At 69.5% G+C, this 14,932-nt stretch carries 17 protein-coding genes; 6 read left to right on the forward strand and 11 right to left on the reverse strand.

Going from position 1 to position 14,932, the window contains the following annotated elements; genetic code table 11:
* Positions 1-124: 124 nt before the first annotated feature.
* The gene (locus GVY39_RS07145; protein WP_159921566.1) at positions 125-691 is read right to left on the reverse strand and encodes a TetR/AcrR family transcriptional regulator; all 567 of its coding nucleotides are present in this window, start codon (positions 689-691) and stop codon (positions 125-127) included.
* Between the two features lie 122 nt (positions 692-813).
* Between GVY39_RS07145 and GVY39_RS07150 the strand changes: the two genes are divergently transcribed.
* Positions 814-2,103, forward strand: coding sequence for a hypothetical protein (locus GVY39_RS07150; RefSeq protein ID WP_159989286.1), 1,290 nt, complete (start codon positions 814-816; stop codon positions 2,101-2,103).
* 13 nt (positions 2,104-2,116) lie between these two features.
* On the opposite strand, the gene GVY39_RS07155 is transcribed toward GVY39_RS07150, so the two are convergent.
* On the reverse strand, positions 2,117-3,313 hold the full coding sequence (locus GVY39_RS07155) for an AI-2E family transporter (RefSeq protein WP_223519101.1): 1,197 nt from the start codon (positions 3,311-3,313) through the stop codon (positions 2,117-2,119).
* Between the two features lie 72 nt (positions 3,314-3,385).
* Positions 3,386-4,438, reverse strand: coding sequence for an NAD(P)-dependent alcohol dehydrogenase (locus tag GVY39_RS07160; protein ID WP_159921562.1), 1,053 nt, complete (start codon positions 4,436-4,438; stop codon positions 3,386-3,388).
* A 161-nt stretch (positions 4,439-4,599) separates the two neighbouring features.
* Between GVY39_RS07160 and GVY39_RS07165 the strand changes: the two genes are divergently transcribed.
* The gene (locus GVY39_RS07165) at positions 4,600-5,715 is read left to right on the forward strand and encodes a S1C family serine protease (RefSeq protein ID WP_159921560.1); all 1,116 of its coding nucleotides are present in this window, start codon (positions 4,600-4,602) and stop codon (positions 5,713-5,715) included.
* Positions 5,716-5,724: 9 nt separating this feature from the next.
* Here the strand turns inward: GVY39_RS07165 and GVY39_RS07170 are convergent, their stop codons facing one another.
* The 3 genes from GVY39_RS07170 to GVY39_RS07180 all read right to left on the reverse strand — a co-directional run bounded on the left by GVY39_RS07170 (position 5,725) and on the right by GVY39_RS07180 (position 7,825).
* Positions 5,725-6,288: a vitamin K epoxide reductase family protein gene (locus GVY39_RS07170; RefSeq protein ID WP_370523776.1), complete on the reverse strand. Its 564-nt coding sequence runs from the start codon at positions 6,286-6,288 to the stop codon at positions 5,725-5,727.
* The gene (locus GVY39_RS07175; protein ID WP_159921556.1) at positions 6,288-7,067 is read right to left on the reverse strand and encodes a thioredoxin domain-containing protein; all 780 of its coding nucleotides are present in this window, start codon (positions 7,065-7,067) and stop codon (positions 6,288-6,290) included. Before GVY39_RS07175 ends, GVY39_RS07170 begins: the two co-directional genes overlap by 1 nt.
* Before the next feature lie 182 nt (positions 7,068-7,249).
* Positions 7,250-7,825, reverse strand: a complete 576-nt coding sequence (locus GVY39_RS07180; RefSeq protein ID WP_159921554.1) for a TetR-like C-terminal domain-containing protein — start codon at positions 7,823-7,825, stop codon at positions 7,250-7,252.
* 94 nt (positions 7,826-7,919) lie between these two features.
* Here GVY39_RS07180 and GVY39_RS07185 point away from each other — a divergent pair, with 94 nt between their 5' ends.
* Both GVY39_RS07185 and GVY39_RS07190 read left to right on the forward strand, forming a co-directional pair.
* Positions 7,920-9,257 carry a carboxylesterase family protein gene (locus GVY39_RS07185; RefSeq protein WP_159921552.1) on the forward strand — a complete coding sequence of 446 codons (1,338 nt, stop codon included), beginning with the start codon at positions 7,920-7,922 and terminating at the stop codon, positions 9,255-9,257.
* 71 nt (positions 9,258-9,328) lie between these two features.
* Entirely contained in the window at positions 9,329-10,192 is an 864-nt protein-coding gene (locus GVY39_RS07190; protein ID WP_159921550.1) for an LLM class flavin-dependent oxidoreductase, read from the forward strand.
* A gap of 258 nt (positions 10,193-10,450) precedes the next feature.
* Here GVY39_RS07190 and GVY39_RS07195 read toward each other — a convergent pair whose 3' ends face one another.
* Genes GVY39_RS07195 through GVY39_RS07210 form a run of 4 tightly spaced genes read right to left on the reverse strand, consistent with a single transcriptional unit; the run spans position 10,451 to position 13,153 of the window.
* Entirely contained in the window at positions 10,451-11,299 is an 849-nt protein-coding gene (locus tag GVY39_RS07195) for a polyphosphate kinase 2 family protein (RefSeq protein WP_159921548.1), read from the reverse strand.
* A 32-nt stretch (positions 11,300-11,331) separates the two neighbouring features.
* Positions 11,332-12,048, reverse strand: coding sequence for an ESX secretion-associated protein EspG (locus GVY39_RS07200; RefSeq protein ID WP_236565317.1), 717 nt, complete (start codon positions 12,046-12,048; stop codon positions 11,332-11,334).
* Between the two features lie 5 nt (positions 12,049-12,053).
* Entirely contained in the window at positions 12,054-12,719 is a 666-nt protein-coding gene (locus GVY39_RS07205) for a hypothetical protein (protein WP_223519091.1), read from the reverse strand.
* Positions 12,720-12,760: 41 nt separating this feature from the next.
* Complete coding sequence (locus GVY39_RS07210; RefSeq protein WP_159921544.1) at positions 12,761-13,153, reverse strand: hypothetical protein; 393 nt, start codon at positions 13,151-13,153, stop codon at positions 12,761-12,763.
* Positions 13,154-13,335: 182 nt separating this feature from the next.
* On the opposite strand from GVY39_RS07210, the gene GVY39_RS07215 reads away from it, so the two are divergent.
* Together GVY39_RS07215 and GVY39_RS07220 are read left to right on the forward strand one after the other, a co-directional pair.
* Complete coding sequence (locus GVY39_RS07215) at positions 13,336-14,079, forward strand: GntR family transcriptional regulator (RefSeq protein WP_159921542.1); 744 nt, start codon at positions 13,336-13,338, stop codon at positions 14,077-14,079.
* 62 nt (positions 14,080-14,141) lie between these two features.
* Positions 14,142-14,333: a hypothetical protein gene (locus GVY39_RS07220; RefSeq protein WP_159921540.1), complete on the forward strand. Its 192-nt coding sequence runs from the start codon at positions 14,142-14,144 to the stop codon at positions 14,331-14,333.
* Between the two features lie 85 nt (positions 14,334-14,418).
* Here GVY39_RS07220 and GVY39_RS07225 read toward each other — a convergent pair whose 3' ends face one another.
* Positions 14,419-14,850 (reverse strand): tautomerase family protein, encoded by a 432-nt coding sequence (locus GVY39_RS07225; protein WP_159921538.1) that lies wholly within the window; start codon positions 14,848-14,850, stop codon positions 14,419-14,421.
* Positions 14,851-14,932 lie beyond the last annotated feature (82 nt).

Consider the following 14,932-nt stretch of genomic DNA (forward strand, 5'->3'; position numbering starts at 1 on the left):
AGTGGTGCTAATCGTTTCCGAAGAGTTGTACATCGGCGCGCGATCCATGGCTACCCACAGCGTGGGATAGGCCGTGCGCCCCGGTTCTCGGAAGGCTCATACCCGCACCCGGGTGCTGGAGGGCTCAGTCGGCGCCGATCTCGCCCGCGAGTGTGCGCAACCCTGCGATCAGGTCATCGGGCGAGGGCGCGTGTTCGGGATCGACCAGCCATTGGGCCATGAGACCGCCGATCAGCGCGTGCAACACAGCGCCTACGGCGCGGTCGGCTTCGGCGCCGCGCGTCGGGCCGAAGAGTTGCCAGATCGACTCGCGTGCGCGTTCCTGCGCGACCGCCAACTCCGCGCGCACCTGGGGGGAGTGCAGCGCTTGTGCCATGCCTTCGATATTCGCCGACCAGAGCGGCCGGTCCTCGGTGAACGACGCGATGAGTTCCCGCCAGAACGCTTCCAGACGCGCCGCCGGAGTATCCGAGTCGTCCCGCGGCAGCGCCGCGGCGATCCGCTGCACCGCTTCGGCGCTCGATTCGATCATCGCCTGGTTGAGCAGCTTGTCACGGGTGCCGAAGTGATAGTTGATCGCCGCCAGGTTGCTGCCGGAGGCGGCGACGATCTCGCGCACGGTGGTTCGCGCGTAACCGCGCTCGGCCAGGCACCGCTTGGCCGCGGCGAGAAGGTCTTCCCGGGTTCCCACTCCTGCACCTTAGCAGCGCGCCATACAGGCGTTTAACACACATGTTTCAAACAATCGTATGTGACAGACGTTTGAAACGCTTGTATGTTCAGGTGGTCACTCCCACGAGAAAGAACGAGATGATGACTGCTCAGCGCGTCCTGTCCCCCTTCGAGGCCGGCTACTTCGGCTCCGGCACCAGAATCGGCAGCATCCCGGTCGGCGGCATGCCGCTGTTCATCGGTTCGACCGTGCAGGGCGCGCTCGACGTGCCCACACTGCGCGAAGTGCTCGCCGAACTGGCGGCCGCACACCCCCTGCTGCGCAGCAAGCAGCTCGTGGACGACCACGGCGCGAAATACTTCCGGCGCGACGATCCCTACCTGCCCCGTTTGGCGATCACCGAGGGCGGCGAACCCGAGTACCTGGACCTGGTGAACACGCCGCAGGACTGGAACGACGGGCTGTTCCACGCGCATCTGTTCCGCGCGGGTGACCGCGATCGGATCGTTTTGATCCTCCATCACGGAATCGCCGATGGCAGATCGGCTTTCGCGTTGCTGGCGGAACTGTGGGAGCGCTACACCGCGCAGGTGACGGGCGCCTTCGCGCCGCGACCGGAATCCGATCAGCGCCTGCCCGAAGCGATGGACATCCGCTTGGCCCGGATCGTCTCCGACGAGCAGGTCGCCCAGCTGCTCGACCTGATGCGCGCGGGCGCCGCGATGATGAGCCCGGATCTCGCGCCGCGCTACCTGCCGGAACTCGGCGTCGGCGCGCCGGGCCGGTTGACCCTCGACCGTATCGAGCTGGATCACAGCGAAACCGCCGCCGTGGTCGCGGCCGCTCGCTCGCACGGTCTCACGGTGAACAGCCTGATCGGCGGGGCGGCGTTCGCCGCGTTCCGGGCCCAGTTGGCGCCATCGACGGGAGCGCTGCCGATGGTGTGCGGCCACGCGGCGGACGTCCGCGCGGATCTGGCGCCGCCGCTGCCTGCGAGCACCGTGCTCAACTGCGTGTCCGGGGTCGGCACGTTCGCGCTGGTCGAAGCCGAAGCGGACCCGGTCGCGCTGGCGCACGTGGTAGCGGCGGGAATGCGGGCTTCGGCCGAACGCGGGGAAGCGCTGGGCATGATGCTCGCCGCACAGCGTGTCACCGATCCGGCCACGGCCGCGATGTTCGCGGCGCAGAACACCTTCACCATCTCGAATATCGGTCGGCTGCCCGCGCATTCCACGCCGCCGGGTGTGCGGATCATCCGCGACGACGTCTTCGCCATGGCGGCGGGCATGCCGCCCAAACTGACCGTCTTCACGGTCGACGGCAGGATGACCATTCAGGTGGAGTACGACACCGCGCGGCACAGCGGCGCCCAGCTCGGCGCGGTACGCCAGGCGCTGATCGGGGCGTTGACCTCCGTTCGCGCCGGCTGACCCCGCGCCGGGTTCAGCGCGGAGGCGGGTTGTGGCGGCCCGCCAGACGAAGGGTCAACTGCCTGGCCAACTTTCGCCGTCGTTTGCGCGGGGCCGTGCGGTCGAGGTCGGCTTCCACGTCGGCCGGGACGTCGTAGCGGCGGATGTAGGCGCCGGAGAACGCCTGCACCGTCGCGGTGACCGGAATGGCGAGCAGTGCACCGGTCGCGCCGAGCATCGCCGCGCCCGCCAGCACCGCCCCGAAAGCGACGGCCGGATGCATGTCCAAGGTGGTCGCGGTGACGCGCGGTTGCAGCACATAGTTCTCGAATTGCTGGTAGAGCACGATGAAGCCGAGAATCCACAGCGCGGTGCTCGGGCCGTGCACCAGCCCCACGATGACCGGCAGCGCACCGGCGAGATAGGTGCCGACCGTGGGGATGAACTGGGAGACCACGCCGACCCACAGCGCGAGGGCGAACGCGGATGGCACGTCCAGCACGCGCAGCACCACGTAGTGCGCGAGCGTGGAGAAGAGTGCGAGCAGAGCTCGCGAATAGATGTAGCCGCCGGTTTTCTCCACCGCGATATCCCAGGCGCGCAACACATGCCGCTGACGCCGCGGCGGCAGCAGCGAGCAGACGGCAGTGCGGATGCGCGGACCGTCGGCGGCGAAATAGTAGGTGAACAGCAGGATGCCGAGGCCCTGGAAGAGCGCGCCGAGCGCGGCGGTGCCGATGCCCCACACGTCACCCGCCAGTCCGGTGAGGTAACCCTCCAGGGTGGAACTCCAGTCGGTGGCGTACTTCTGGATGTCGGTGCTGGACACATCCGTCTTGAAGGTGTTGTTGATCCACTCCACGCCCCGGTCCGCGTATTCGGGGGCGTTCTCGACCAGAGTGGTGACCTGCTCGACCAGCAGCGCGCCGAGGGTCCAGAGGAAGGCGACGACGAGGGCCGTCATCACCAGGAACACCAATCCGGTCGCCGGCCCACGCCGCATGCCGCGCCGCGCCAGCCAGTTCACCGCGGGCTCGATCGCGAAGGCGAGGAATAGCGAGACGAGCAGAACCGTCAGCAGACCCTGCAGGCGCTCCAGCACCCAGAAGGCCGCCAGCAGTCCGGTGATCGTCGCCGCCGCCAGCAGGAATGCTCGCGGCACCCACGGCGGCATGCCGCGGCCTCCACCGTTGTCGGGTGGTGGCGTCTCGTCTTCGTCCTCCACAGACACAAGGTCAAAGTACCCACGCCGCGTTCGGTTAGCGGCCGGACACCGCGTGGCCGCGCCGGTGGGCGAGCAGGCTCACATGGTCGATATGTCGATGACGAAACGGTAGCGCACGTCGCTGGCCACGACCCGGTCGTAGGCGCCATCGATCTCGTCGGCGGCGATCAACTCGATCTCCGCGCCGATGCCGTGCTCGGCGCAGAAGTTCAGCATCTCCTGGGTCTGCGCGATGCCGCCGATCGACGAGCCCGCCAGCGAGCGCCGGTACGCGGCGAGGTGGAAGGGCCGGACGGTCAACGGGTTCTCGGGAAGACCGAGCAGCACCAGGGTGCCGTCCAAAGCGAGCAGGCGTAAGTAGGCGTCCATCGGCAGGTCCGCCGACACCGTGTTGAGGATCAGGTCGAACCGGCCGCGCAGCTCACGGAAGGTCCGCTCGTCGCCGGTCGCGTAGTAGGCGGCGGCGCCGAAGAGCTTGCCGTCGTCCTGCTTGCTCAGCGAGTGGCTGAGCACCGTGACCTCGGCGCCCATGGCGGCGGCGAGCTTCACCCCGACGTGGCCGAGCCCGCCCATGCCGATGATCGCGACCTTCTTGCCCGGTCCGGCGCCCCAGTGCCGCAGCGGCGAGTACAGCGTGACGCCCGCGCACAGCAGCGGCGCGGCGACATCCAGGCCGATGCCCTCGGGGATCGCGACCACGAAGTTCTCGGTCACCACGATCTGCGTGGAGTAACCGCCGAGGGTGTGCCCGCCCGGCTGCACCGCCGGGTCGACCACGGTGTTGTAGGTCATGGTCGCGCCCGCGGCGCAGTACTGCTCCTCGTCGGCCAGGCACGGTGCGCACACCCCGCAGGAACCGACCATGCATCCGACGCCGACACGATCACCGACCCGGTGCCTGGACACCGCGGACCCGACCGCGGCGACCACGCCCGCGATCTCGTGCCCCGGCACGCAGGGGTAGCGGGTCCGGCCCCACTCGCCTCGCGCGGTGTGGATGTCGGAGTGGCAGATACCCGCGAACTTGATGTCGATCAGCACATCGTGCGGGCCCAGGTCCCTGCGTTGGATCGTGACCTTCTCGAACGAGCCCTCGGGGGCGTTCAGGGCGTAGGCGGCGGCTGTGCTCATGAGGACATGCCTACCGTCGCATGGGTGCGGTTGCCAACTGGGACACGAGAACGGCGCGGTCACGGGGTATTTTTCGGGCGCGGTCCCCGGTTCGATGATCTTCGGCGGCGTCTGGTGGGGACAATGGAATCGGTGAGCGGTTCGGCCGAGGCGGGAGAGCCATGGACGAAGAACGGCAGCAGTGGACCGGGGCGCGGCGCACGCCGGGCGGTGGCCGGGTGTTCGTGCTCGTCGTCACCTTCGTGCTCACGGTCGTCGCTTTCCTCGGGTATCGCGGCGAGTTGCCCGATCACAATCGCACCGTTGGGGCCCCGGCCTCGGTCGCGTTCGCCCCGCCCGATCCGCTGGACCCGGGACTGGTCACCGCGGCGGTGCGTCCGGCGCTGGTCAACGTCAACGCCTCCACCGAGCGGTCCGGGCCCGGCGCGGCGGGGTCCGGCATCGTCCTCACCGCCGACGGCGAGGTGCTCACCAGCCACCACGTGGTCAAAGGCGCGGATACCGTGACCGTCACCGACGTCGGCAACGGGAAGGTCTACGACGCGGTCGTGCTCGGCTACGACGCGGAGGCCGACATCGCGCTGCTCGACCTGGACGCCGCCGAGCTGCCGATCGCGACGATCGGCAGTTCGGCCGGATTGCGCCTGCGTGAGGAGGTCCTCGCGATCGGCAACGCGGGCGGGACCGGTGGCGCGCCGACCGCGGTGCACGGCCCGCTCACCGACCTGGACAGCGCGATCGTGGCGGTCAACGCCGCCGATCTGTCGCGCAAAGCGCTCAGCGGGATGCTGGAGGTCGCGGCGGCGGTCACTCCCGGCCAATCCGGCGGAGCTCTGGTCGACCGGAAGGCGCACGTGGTCGGTGTCATCGCCGCGGCATCCGGTGACGGGGCGCGCGCGGCGGACGAGCCGGCGAACGGCTACGCGGTGCCGATCGACGCCGCGATGCGAGTGGTCCAGCAGATTCGCTCCGGCACCCCGACCGACACCGTGCACATCGGCCCGACGGCAACCCTCGGTGTGCTCGTTTCCAACGCGCTGCCCGTCGGCACGGGAGCGCGCGTGGACGTGGCGATCTACGGCATGCCCGCCTACGCCGCCGGTCTCGCCTCAGGTGACGTGATCACCTCGATCGACGGTCACGCCGTCAGCAGTGCGCAGTCCCTGCGCGCCGCGCTGAACACGCGCAAGCCGAACGACACCGTCCGGTTGGGCGTCACCGGCGCACACGGGGCGCGCACGGTAGCCGTGGTCCTGGTCGCGGGCCCGCCGAACTGAACCGGCGGATCAGACCAGCGACAACCAGTAGTCCTGGAAACGCAGGAACACCAGCAGCAGCACGACCGCGAAGAACAGCGCGACGATCGTCCAGCGCCATTCGGCGAGCACGCCGAGCGGACCGCGCGAGCCTCCCCACAGCTGATCGGTGCACACCGCGAGCAGCGGCGTGATGATCGCCCAGACCACCATGCAGTACGGGCACAGCGCGTTGATCCGGTAGAGGCTTTCGAAGATCAGCCAGCAGACGAAGCCGACCCCGAGCAGGGCGCCGAGCCACAGGCTGCCCCAGACCCAGCGTGGGAAGCCGACCCCGGCCACCGACAGCAGGCCGAGCGTGACGACGACGGAGAACCCGACGACGCCGATCAGCGGGTTCGGGAACCCGAAGACCGAAGCCTGGTCGGTCACCATCACCGACCCGCAGGACAGGATCGGGTTGATGCTGCACGACGGGGTGTAGCCGGGGTCGGTGAACAGCTTGAACCGCTCCACCGTCAGCGCGACGGCGGCCAGCCAGCCGGCGAGTCCGCCGACCAGCAGCACCCACGCGGCGCGCGGCCCCGCGGTGATCACTGGGCAGCGGCGGCGCTGATCACGGGTGCGAGGCCGCCGGGTCCGAAGATCTCCTGGCTGGACTCGACCTTCTTGCCGTTGACGAACACCGACGGGGTGGACTGGATGCCGCTTTCCAGCACTTCCTTGGTGCGGGCCTGGATGTACTTGTCGTACTTGTGCTCGGTGATGCACTGCGCGACCGCGTCGTCGGTATAGCCGACGCTCCTGGCGATCTGGACGAGCTGGTCGTCGGACAGCCCCGCGCCGCCCTCCGGCGGCTGCTGCGCGAACATGGCCTTCAGCCAGTCCTGGTACTTGGTGGGGTCGGCCTCGGCGACGCAGTAGGAGGCGCTGCCCGCGCGCGAGGAGTAGCGCGTGGTGGAGGCTTTGTCCAGGAAGGCGATGATGTTGTACTCGACGACGGCGGTGCCGTTGTTCACCGCGTCCGTGAGCACCTGACCGTTGGCCGACTCGAAGGCCTTGCAGGCGGGGCACTGGAGGTCGGCGACGACGCGCACGCTGACCTTCGCGTCCGGCTTGCCGATCCGGACCGCGCCGCTGTCGGTGATCGAGGCGGCCACCGGGCCCGCGTTCGCCGCGCCGGTCGCGGCGATGGACGGGGTGGGGCCCGGGTCGTCCTTGCGGGCCTTCTGCACCGCGATGCCGATGCCGATGGCCGCGATCAACCCGACGAGCACGGCGGCGACGGCCACCTGGATCAAGATCTTGCGGTTGCGGTCGGCGCGTTCCGCCGCCAGCAGCGGGTTCGACTTCCCACCCTGGTTTTTGCTCACCGTGCGCTCACCACGCCTTTCGCTCGCCGGACGGTTTCCTACCGCCACGATGGTAGATCCGCCGACCACCTTGCCGGGTGATCGGGCCACACGCGGTCATCATCGTCGGCGTACCTGAGAGATTCCGAAACATCCCGCCTACGGTCGCTGATACCGGGCGGGAGCGTGCCGAGAAGACGCGCTCAACGCGGCGTGATGCCGCCGAGGACGAGGTCGACGGCGTCGCGGGCCAAGCCGGGCGGCAGTTCCGCGCCGATTTGCGTGACGTGCAGGTGGACCAGTCCGCCGAGGGTCAGCATGGTCAGCCGAGGGTCCACCGTCGCGGCCACATCGCCACGGGTGATACCGCGCCGGACGATCTCCTCCGACGCCGACAGCCGCCGTACCCAGAATTCGCGCCGTGCGGCGTCGACCTCGGGATCGGACTCGGCGATCACGGTGCCCCGGATCAGGGCCTGGCCGGACGGTGTCCGCGCGAACCGGATGAGATCGGTCATGAACCGCTCCAGGTCGACGCGCAGCGACCCGGTGTCCGGCAGCGGGATCTCCTCGGCCACTCGGGACAGCAGCGCGTCCAGCAGCAGCCGAGGCAGCGTTTTCCACCGTCGGTAGATCGAGGTCTCGTGCACGCCGGCGTCCGCGGCCACGTCGGCGACGCGCACGTTGCCGATGCCCGCCGACTCGATGCGGGCCAGTGTCGCGTCGAGCACTGCCTTCTGCAGGCGCGCACCACGGATCTGCGCGGGGGAGTCACTCATGCGTCGATTATCGCAACTCCTCTTGCGTTGTTTCGCCTTCGAGCCTTAGCGTGGTGCTATCGCAAGTAGACTTGCGATAGAAGGTGAGAGAGGCATGAACGACGTGGTCGCGCCCTCGGGGCGCTGGCGGGGCGAGACCCGCGGCTCGGCCGTGGTGTTCCGCGGGATCCCCTACGCGCGGGCCGAGCGATTCGGTGCGCCGGAGCCGGTCGCGGCACACACGGGGGTGTACGACGCGACGCGCCGCTACGCCGTCGCACCCCAACTGCCCGGACGGCTCGAGGGGGTGATCGGGCGGGCGGACCCGCTCGAGCAGTCGGAGGACTGCTTGGCGCTAACCGTCACCATCCCAGCGGGCGCTGAACCGGGCAGCTGTCCGGTGCTGGTGTGGCTGCACGGCGGCGCATACCTCGCGGGCAGCGGGCAATGGAACCTGTACGACGCGGACCGGCTCGTGCGTGAGACGCGCGTCGTGGTGGTGTCGGTGAGCTACCGGCTCGGCGTGCTGGGCTACCTTCGCGCGCCGGGCGTCTCGGCGGGGAATCTCGGGCTGTGCGACCAGATCGCGGCGCTGCGGTGGGTGCGCGAGCACATCGCCGAGTTCCGCGGCGATCCGCGGCGGGTCACGGTGGCGGGGCAGTCGGCGGGCGCGCAATCGGTCGTCGCGCTGCTGGGCATCGCGGAAGCGAGGCCGCTGTTCGCCCAGGCGATCGTGCAGAGCGCTCCCTTCGGCGTCGGATTCCACAACCACCGGCAAGCCGAGCGGACGGGGGCGATGTTCCTCGCCGAACTCGGCGCCGATCCGTTCACCGCGCCGGTGTCCGACCTGCTCGCCGCGCAGGGTCGTACGGTGCGCCGCGCGGCGGGACCGGCAGCACTGAACTCCGCACCGCCCTTCTTGCCCGTAGCCGATGCGGGCCCGCTGCCCGGCGAGCGCGAGTGGCGACAGGCGGTGCGGGACGCGGCGGGCGGACTGCCGGTGGTGCTCGGTTGCGCGGCCGAGGAAGCGCGCGCGTTCTACGGCGGCCCGCACCCGGTCTTCGGCAGGCTGCGGCGATTGCCCGGGATCGGGGGCAGGCTCGACTCGGCGGGGCAGCGCCTGATCGGGCGAAAAGCGTTCGAGGAAGGACTTTTCCGCTTTGCCGACGAGCTGGTCGATGCCGGCGCCACCGTCTACTGTTACCGCGTGGGACGGCTGCATCCGGCGAACCCGTACGGCGCCTGCCACTGCGTCGACCTGCCGCTGTTGTTCGGCGACGCCGATACATGGCGCGCGGCGCCGATGCTCGCGCCGCTCACCCCCGCCGAGATCGACGCGCTGGGCATCCGAACCCGGCGGTATTGGGGGGAATTCGTCCACACCGGACGAATCGGCGACCCCGACTGGACGGCACATCGACCGAACTCGCGTTTCGCCCGGCAGCTACCCTGAGCGCGGCCGTGTCGGCCGTCTCCACGCGAGAAAACCCGCGTCCGCCGGGCTCGGCGGGTAGGAATGGTGGGATGACTGTTCTCGGTGCTGTGTTCCGCCCGCAAAATCCACCCGAACTGCTGCGCGAGGCGGCTCAGGTGGCCCAGGCCACGGGCCTGGAGGAACTGTGGCTGTGGGAGGACTGCTTCCTGGAAAGCGGAATCGCCAGCGCTGCCGCGGTACTGGCGTGGACCGAGCGGTTGCGCGTCGGTATCGGGTTGCTACCCGTGCCGTTGCGCAACGTCGCTCTCACCGCCATGGAGGCCGCCACGCTGCATCGTCTGTTCCCCGCCCGGCTGACTCTCGGCGTCGGACACGGTGTGCAGAGCTGGATGGCTCAGGTCGGCGGCCGCGTCGAATCGCCGGTGACATTGCTCAGCGAGCACTTGGCCGCGCTGCGCGCTCTCCTGGGCGGCGAGCGGGTCACCGTCTCCGGCCGCTATGTGCATCTCGACGACGTCGCGCTGGACTGGCCACCCGCGACCGCGCCGAAGGTCTACGCGGGCGCGCGCGGCCCACGCTCGATCCGGTTGTCCGGCGAGCACGCCGACGGCACCCTGCTCGATTCGATCACCGATGCCGGCGGTGTGCGGGCCGCCCGCACGCTGATCGACGAGGGCCGCGCCGCCGCGGGGCGCACCGATCACCACCACGTGGTGGCGAATCTGCTGGCTGTCACCGGCCCCGAGGCCGACGCGCGCCTGGCCGCCGAACGCACTCCGGCGCACGCGCCGGGCGCGGGTGTGGCCGGTGACGCGCAGGCGATCGCCGCGGCGGTCACCATGCTCGCCGAAGCGGGCGCCGACACCGTCGTGCTCCAGACCACGGCCGACGATCCGGATCCCGCCGCCTTCCTCCGGTTCGTCGCCGAGGAGGTCCGGCCTCTGGTCCCGTGAGCAGCTAGGAGTGCGTCCAGGCCCCCGACGCGCATCCGCTGCCGGGTCAGCGGCACCGCGACCACGTCGTCGGCAGCGCACTCGCCTACTCGGAGCTGGAACCCCGCGCCGCAGGCCGCCCCGGCCGCGCCGGCGGACAGCTCGAAGGGACGGCATCGGAGATCTACGTCGAGCGGGGCGGCCTGGCTCCGGCGGACTGGAGCACGGCGATGTGGTCTTGCGCGAGCCGCTTGGGGCCCGACAACAGGACGTGTCGACTCAGGCTTGCGCCAGCCGCTGCTTCTGCCGCTCGACGTCGAACTTCGCCGGGGGCCAATCCAACTCCAGCCGCTCCAGCGCCGCGATCAGCAGTTCGGTCACCGCGAGGCGGGCGAACCACTTGCGGTCGGCGGGCACGACGTACCAGGGCGCGTACTCGGTGGACGTGCGTTCCAGCATCGCCTGGTATGCCTCCTGGTAGGCGGGCCAGAACGCGCGCTCATCGATGTCGGAGGGGTTGAATTTCCAAAATTTGTCCGGACGTTCCAGCCGCTCGGCCAGCCGCCTCTTCTGTTCGTCGAGCGAGACGAACATCGCGACCTTCACCAGCGAGATGCCCTCGTCCACCAGTTCGCGCTCGAAGGTGTTGATCTCCTCGTAGCGCGGCTCCCACACGGTGGGCGGCACCAGATTGTGCACTCGCACCACGAGCACGTCCTCGTAGTGCGAGCGATCGAACACGCCGAGCTGACCGGCGCGCGGCAGCGCCTTGCGGATGCGCCACAGGTAGTGATGACGCCGCTCCTCCCGCGTCGGCACGCCGAACGCGGCGTGGTCGACGCCCTGCGGATCTACCGATCCGATCACGTGCCGGACGATGCCGCCCTTGCCCGCGGTGTCCATGCCCTGCAGGATCAGCAACACGCTGCGCCGGTCGCCGCCGGACCGGCCGTTGGCGTACAGCTTCTCCTGCAGATCCGACAGCACCACGCTGCGTTCGGCGAGCAGTTCGAGGCCTGTCTTCTTGTCGCCGGTGAATCCAGGGCGCCCGGAGGTGTCCAGCTCGGCGACTCGCAACCCGTCCGCTTTCAGGGCCTCGGTAGGTGTGACCGTCCACAGCTTCGACATGTTCCGAACCTACCCGCGGTAGTCGCGAGTGGTCAGATCTGCGCGAGGCGCAGGAGTTGGGCGGCGAACTCCTCGTCCGATACGGGGGTCAGGATGAGATCGTGCGCTGTGGTGAGCAGGTAGCGCCCGTCACCGGTGAAGTCCAGCCAGGTGCGGTGGCGGGTGGGTGGGGACATGGGATTCTCCGGCTCCACCGTGACGGTGATGAAGCCGCGCCCGTCCACCGGCTTGCGCAGGGTTCGGCGGAATTTCGCCGCGCCGCGCTGGCCGTTGGTGACGAACGGCTCGGTGCGGTCCGGACTGAGCACGGCGTCCTGCGGCTCACGCATCGGGGCGAGTCTGCCCGGCCGCGCCGAACCGATGATCTGCACCAGGCGTTCGCCGACTGCCCGGACATGGCACATGTGCACGGTCACCCGGTCCGGCGTGGCGACCAGGATGCTCGCGTGGTTGTGCACCACCGCGGCGAACGCGAGAATCCGTACGGGTTCCGCCGCGCTGCCGTTGTGCGACGCCGCGGAACGCTCGCCGGAGACGGTGATGGTGGTCGCGTCGTGGCGCGCGCAGAGCATCAGCGCGGCGGCCAGATCGGGGTCGGCCTGCCGGGAGAAGCGCTGCGGCAAACCGAGGGCGTGATACTCCGATTCGGTGCGCACGGTAGCCGAGGGGACCATGTTGACCGGGTAGGGCCTACGGTCCAGGCTCGTTTCGTTCGTCCAGACATGCGTGAATTCGTCCGGGGTGAGCACCCATTTCACCGTGCGCCGCCTCCGCGGACGGAGTCCGGATCAGCGGGTGCGCCGTTGTCGGCGGTCGAGCCTTCGTGTGGCTGGGGGAATTGGGGAACGCGGTCGCCGGTGGCGGGCATCGTCGGGGTGTAGACGTAAGTCATCGTGTCCCGGACATCCGCCTCGATGTCTGCCGCCGCACTATCGTGTTCCATCCTACGTTTTCCACCGTAAACCGCTTCGGCGGCCGGGTCCGCCAGTGGCCGATACCGCTGCGGTGGCGCGATCGCGCCCCGGACCGTTTGCGCGGCATCGCTATTCAACTCCATCAGCCGCGCGACCGCCCGGCACACGTCGTGAGCCTCCTCGCCCGCGCGGACGAACTGCCTGGTCGCACCCACGGCGGCGTCGGCTGCCCGGCCGGACCAGCGTGCGAACTCCCGGTTGGTGGCATCGGAGAAGGCTTGGAACGCTTCGGCCATCGCGGCGGCGTTGGTGTGCCACGCCGCGGCGACCCGGCCGAGCGCCGCCGGGTCGAGCGTTTCGTGCACCAGGTCCCATATCTGCTGATGGGTGTAGGCGCCGAACAGCTCTCGATCCGGCGCGTAGGCGGGATCGGTCGCACCAGCGGTGAATCCGGCCAGCTCCTGCCGGATGTCGTCGGCGGCGGCCCGTGCTGCGGAGTCTGCCATTCTTCGTCCCCCTCAGTCGATCCCGGCGTGCGGAGGCCCGCTCATCGGGGCTCCAGGTATTCGGCGATCAGCCGCAGCGCGGCCTGGTTGGCCGCTTCGGCCTCGGCCAGCCGGTTGGCCGCGGCGAGATATGCGGCCTTGAACAGCAGCGCGGTTTCCTGGAACGCCGCGAGGGTGTCCAGGTATTGCCGTCCTTTGTCGGCGAATCCGCGGGTGAGGCCATGTCCGGTGGGCAGATCCGGGAAGCCGGTCACGTCGGTGACCAAGTGCTGGTCGGTCATCACGCGACCCAGATCGTCGACCAGCTTGTCGCACGCCGCGGCGAGATTCTCCGCCACCGCGGTGTCCAGCTCGAACGGTTCGCCCCCGCCCGCGCCGATGGCCGCCGCGTACAGCTCTCGCGCCGTCCCCTGTCCGGTATCGGGTACCGCCACGTGGAAGCCCCCTTCCGCTCGGTCCTGTTCGTACCGCGCTGTACTGGATCCGCACTTTACCGGTCGGTACAACACCGTGGACCGACTCGGTACCGGCTTGTGCGAGGCCCCCGGCGACCCCGCGCGCCGTTGTTACACTGGCCAGCGGTCCGAGGGGCGGTGTCGGCAGGGGAGGGCGACCGGTGGCCGAAATCCATGACGTATATCCGAAATACCTGAGGATCTCGGCGTATCTGCTGGGGCTGATCGAGAGCGGCGAGCTGGCTCCCGGCGCCGAGGTGCCCTCCGAACGGGAGCTCGCGGCGCGCTGGAAGGTGGCACGACCCACCGCCGCCAAGGCGCTGAATGTCCTGCGCCGACAGGGAATCGTGGAGACCCGCCGTGGATCGGGCACCTATGTCGCCGAACGCGGCGTGCTGATGCGCGAAAGCGCGCCCCGATACGGATCGTCCGCGCTCGCGGGCGAGTCGGTGACCGTGCTGCGCGCGGAGGTGGTCGAAGGGCCACGAGAGGTGACCGACTCGCTCGGCGTGCCCGCGCGAAGCCGGGTGATCGTGCGAACAACGCTGCGGGAGTCGGGTTCCGCGGGCACGCGGCTGATCACCTGCTGGTTTCCGGGTGGATTCGCCGAACCCGCCACCCTCCTGCTCGGCTCCGATCCGTTGCCCTGTGAAGTCCGGCGTTACCTGGAATCGGCGGTCGGTCGCGTCACCACGGTCGTGCGCGAGAGCGTCGGCGCCCGGCTGGCCACGGAGGACGAACGCCGCCACCTCGCGCTCCCACACCCGGCTGCGGTGTTGGTGGTGCGCCGCGTCGGCCTCGACGCCGGGCGCGTCGCGCTCGAGTACCGTGAGATCACCCATCCGCCCGGCCAGTGGTGCGCACAGGAGTATTTCACCAGCTCAGCGGCCGATTTCCGCCGTTGACACCCCGAGCCCGCAACTGGCATAGTCCACTTGTCGGAAGTGTCGGAGGGTGGGGAGTGGCGATGTCCGATCAGTTGACCGTCGGCGGCTGGGTGGTCGTGGGGGAGCAGTGCTCGGTCCGCTTGGCCCCACTAGCTCGCGACGACTACTTGGCCTTCGTCTTCGAAAGTAGCGGAACCGAATTCGAATTGGCCTTGGCCCCTGCCATCCTCCACCGCATGGTCGATCTCGGCGCGGCCCCGCCCACGCCCTGATCCCCTCGCGCCCGCACTCTCAGATGGTGAGCCGCGGTCGAGGCAGCGACAGACAGCTGTGGCGGATGGCTCGAGAAGGCGCGGCTCACGCATCGGCGCGCTGACCTTTGGCCACAGCGGCCAGCTCAGCGAAGCGGACCACGTTCCCGGCGGCGCCCCAGGTGCCTTCGGGCTGTTCGTGAATGAGCACCCACACTCGTAAGCCGTCGGCGTCGCCGAGTCCCGCCGCGGCCGAGACGTCCGCGGTCACCTCCTTGATCAGGCCCTCTTTGCGGCGATCGGACAGTGCCCCCGCGGGCACGGTGACGTCGACCCGGAATCTCGGCAGCTCGTCCTCGTCGCTGCCGAAAGCGCCTGCCGGGACCTCATCGATGCGGCTCCAGGCCAGCGCGCGGAAGAACGCCGCGTCGGGCGCTCCCTCCCACTTCAGCAAGGTGGACGCGAGCCTGCCGCGCAGCGCGGCGCGAGTATCGGCGGACAGGACTCCGGTGGGCAGGGTCAGCTGGATCATCGGCATGTCGAACTCCATTCGAAACGAATACCGGCGTCTATAACGATCGTTATAACTCCTGCACGGTACGCTATGACAGTCGTCATGA

The sequence above is a fragment of the Nocardia sp. CY15 genome, from assembly GCF_009829295.1.
Taxonomy (GTDB): domain Bacteria; phylum Actinomycetota; class Actinomycetes; order Mycobacteriales; family Mycobacteriaceae; genus Nocardia; species Nocardia sputi.

What these genes read in the sequence shown, in the direction of transcription:
- GVY39_RS07150 (WP_159989286.1), top strand. Translation starts at nt 814, where the DNA reads ATGACTGCTCAGCGCGTCCTGTCCCCCTTCGAGGCCGGCTACTTCGGC.
- GVY39_RS07160 (WP_159921562.1), bottom strand. Translation starts at nt 4,438, where the DNA reads ATGAGCACAGCCGCCGCCTACGCCCTGAACGCCCCCGAGGGCTCGTTC.
- GVY39_RS07165 (WP_159921560.1), top strand. Translation starts at nt 4,600, where the DNA reads ATGGACGAAGAACGGCAGCAGTGGACCGGGGCGCGGCGCACGCCGGGC.
- GVY39_RS07180 (WP_159921554.1), bottom strand. Translation starts at nt 7,825, where the DNA reads ATGAGTGACTCCCCCGCGCAGATCCGTGGTGCGCGCCTGCAGAAGGCA.
- GVY39_RS07185 (WP_159921552.1), top strand. Translation starts at nt 7,920, where the DNA reads ATGAACGACGTGGTCGCGCCCTCGGGGCGCTGGCGGGGCGAGACCCGC.
- GVY39_RS07190 (WP_159921550.1), top strand. Translation starts at nt 9,329, where the DNA reads ATGACTGTTCTCGGTGCTGTGTTCCGCCCGCAAAATCCACCCGAACTG.
- GVY39_RS07195 (WP_159921548.1), bottom strand. Translation starts at nt 11,299, where the DNA reads ATGTCGAAGCTGTGGACGGTCACACCTACCGAGGCCCTGAAAGCGGAC.
- GVY39_RS07205 (WP_223519091.1), bottom strand. Translation starts at nt 12,719, where the DNA reads ATGGCAGACTCCGCAGCACGGGCCGCCGCCGACGACATCCGGCAGGAG.
- GVY39_RS07220 (WP_159921540.1), top strand. Translation starts at nt 14,142, where the DNA reads ATGTCCGATCAGTTGACCGTCGGCGGCTGGGTGGTCGTGGGGGAGCAG.
- GVY39_RS07225 (WP_159921538.1), bottom strand. Translation starts at nt 14,850, where the DNA reads ATGCCGATGATCCAGCTGACCCTGCCCACCGGAGTCCTGTCCGCCGAT.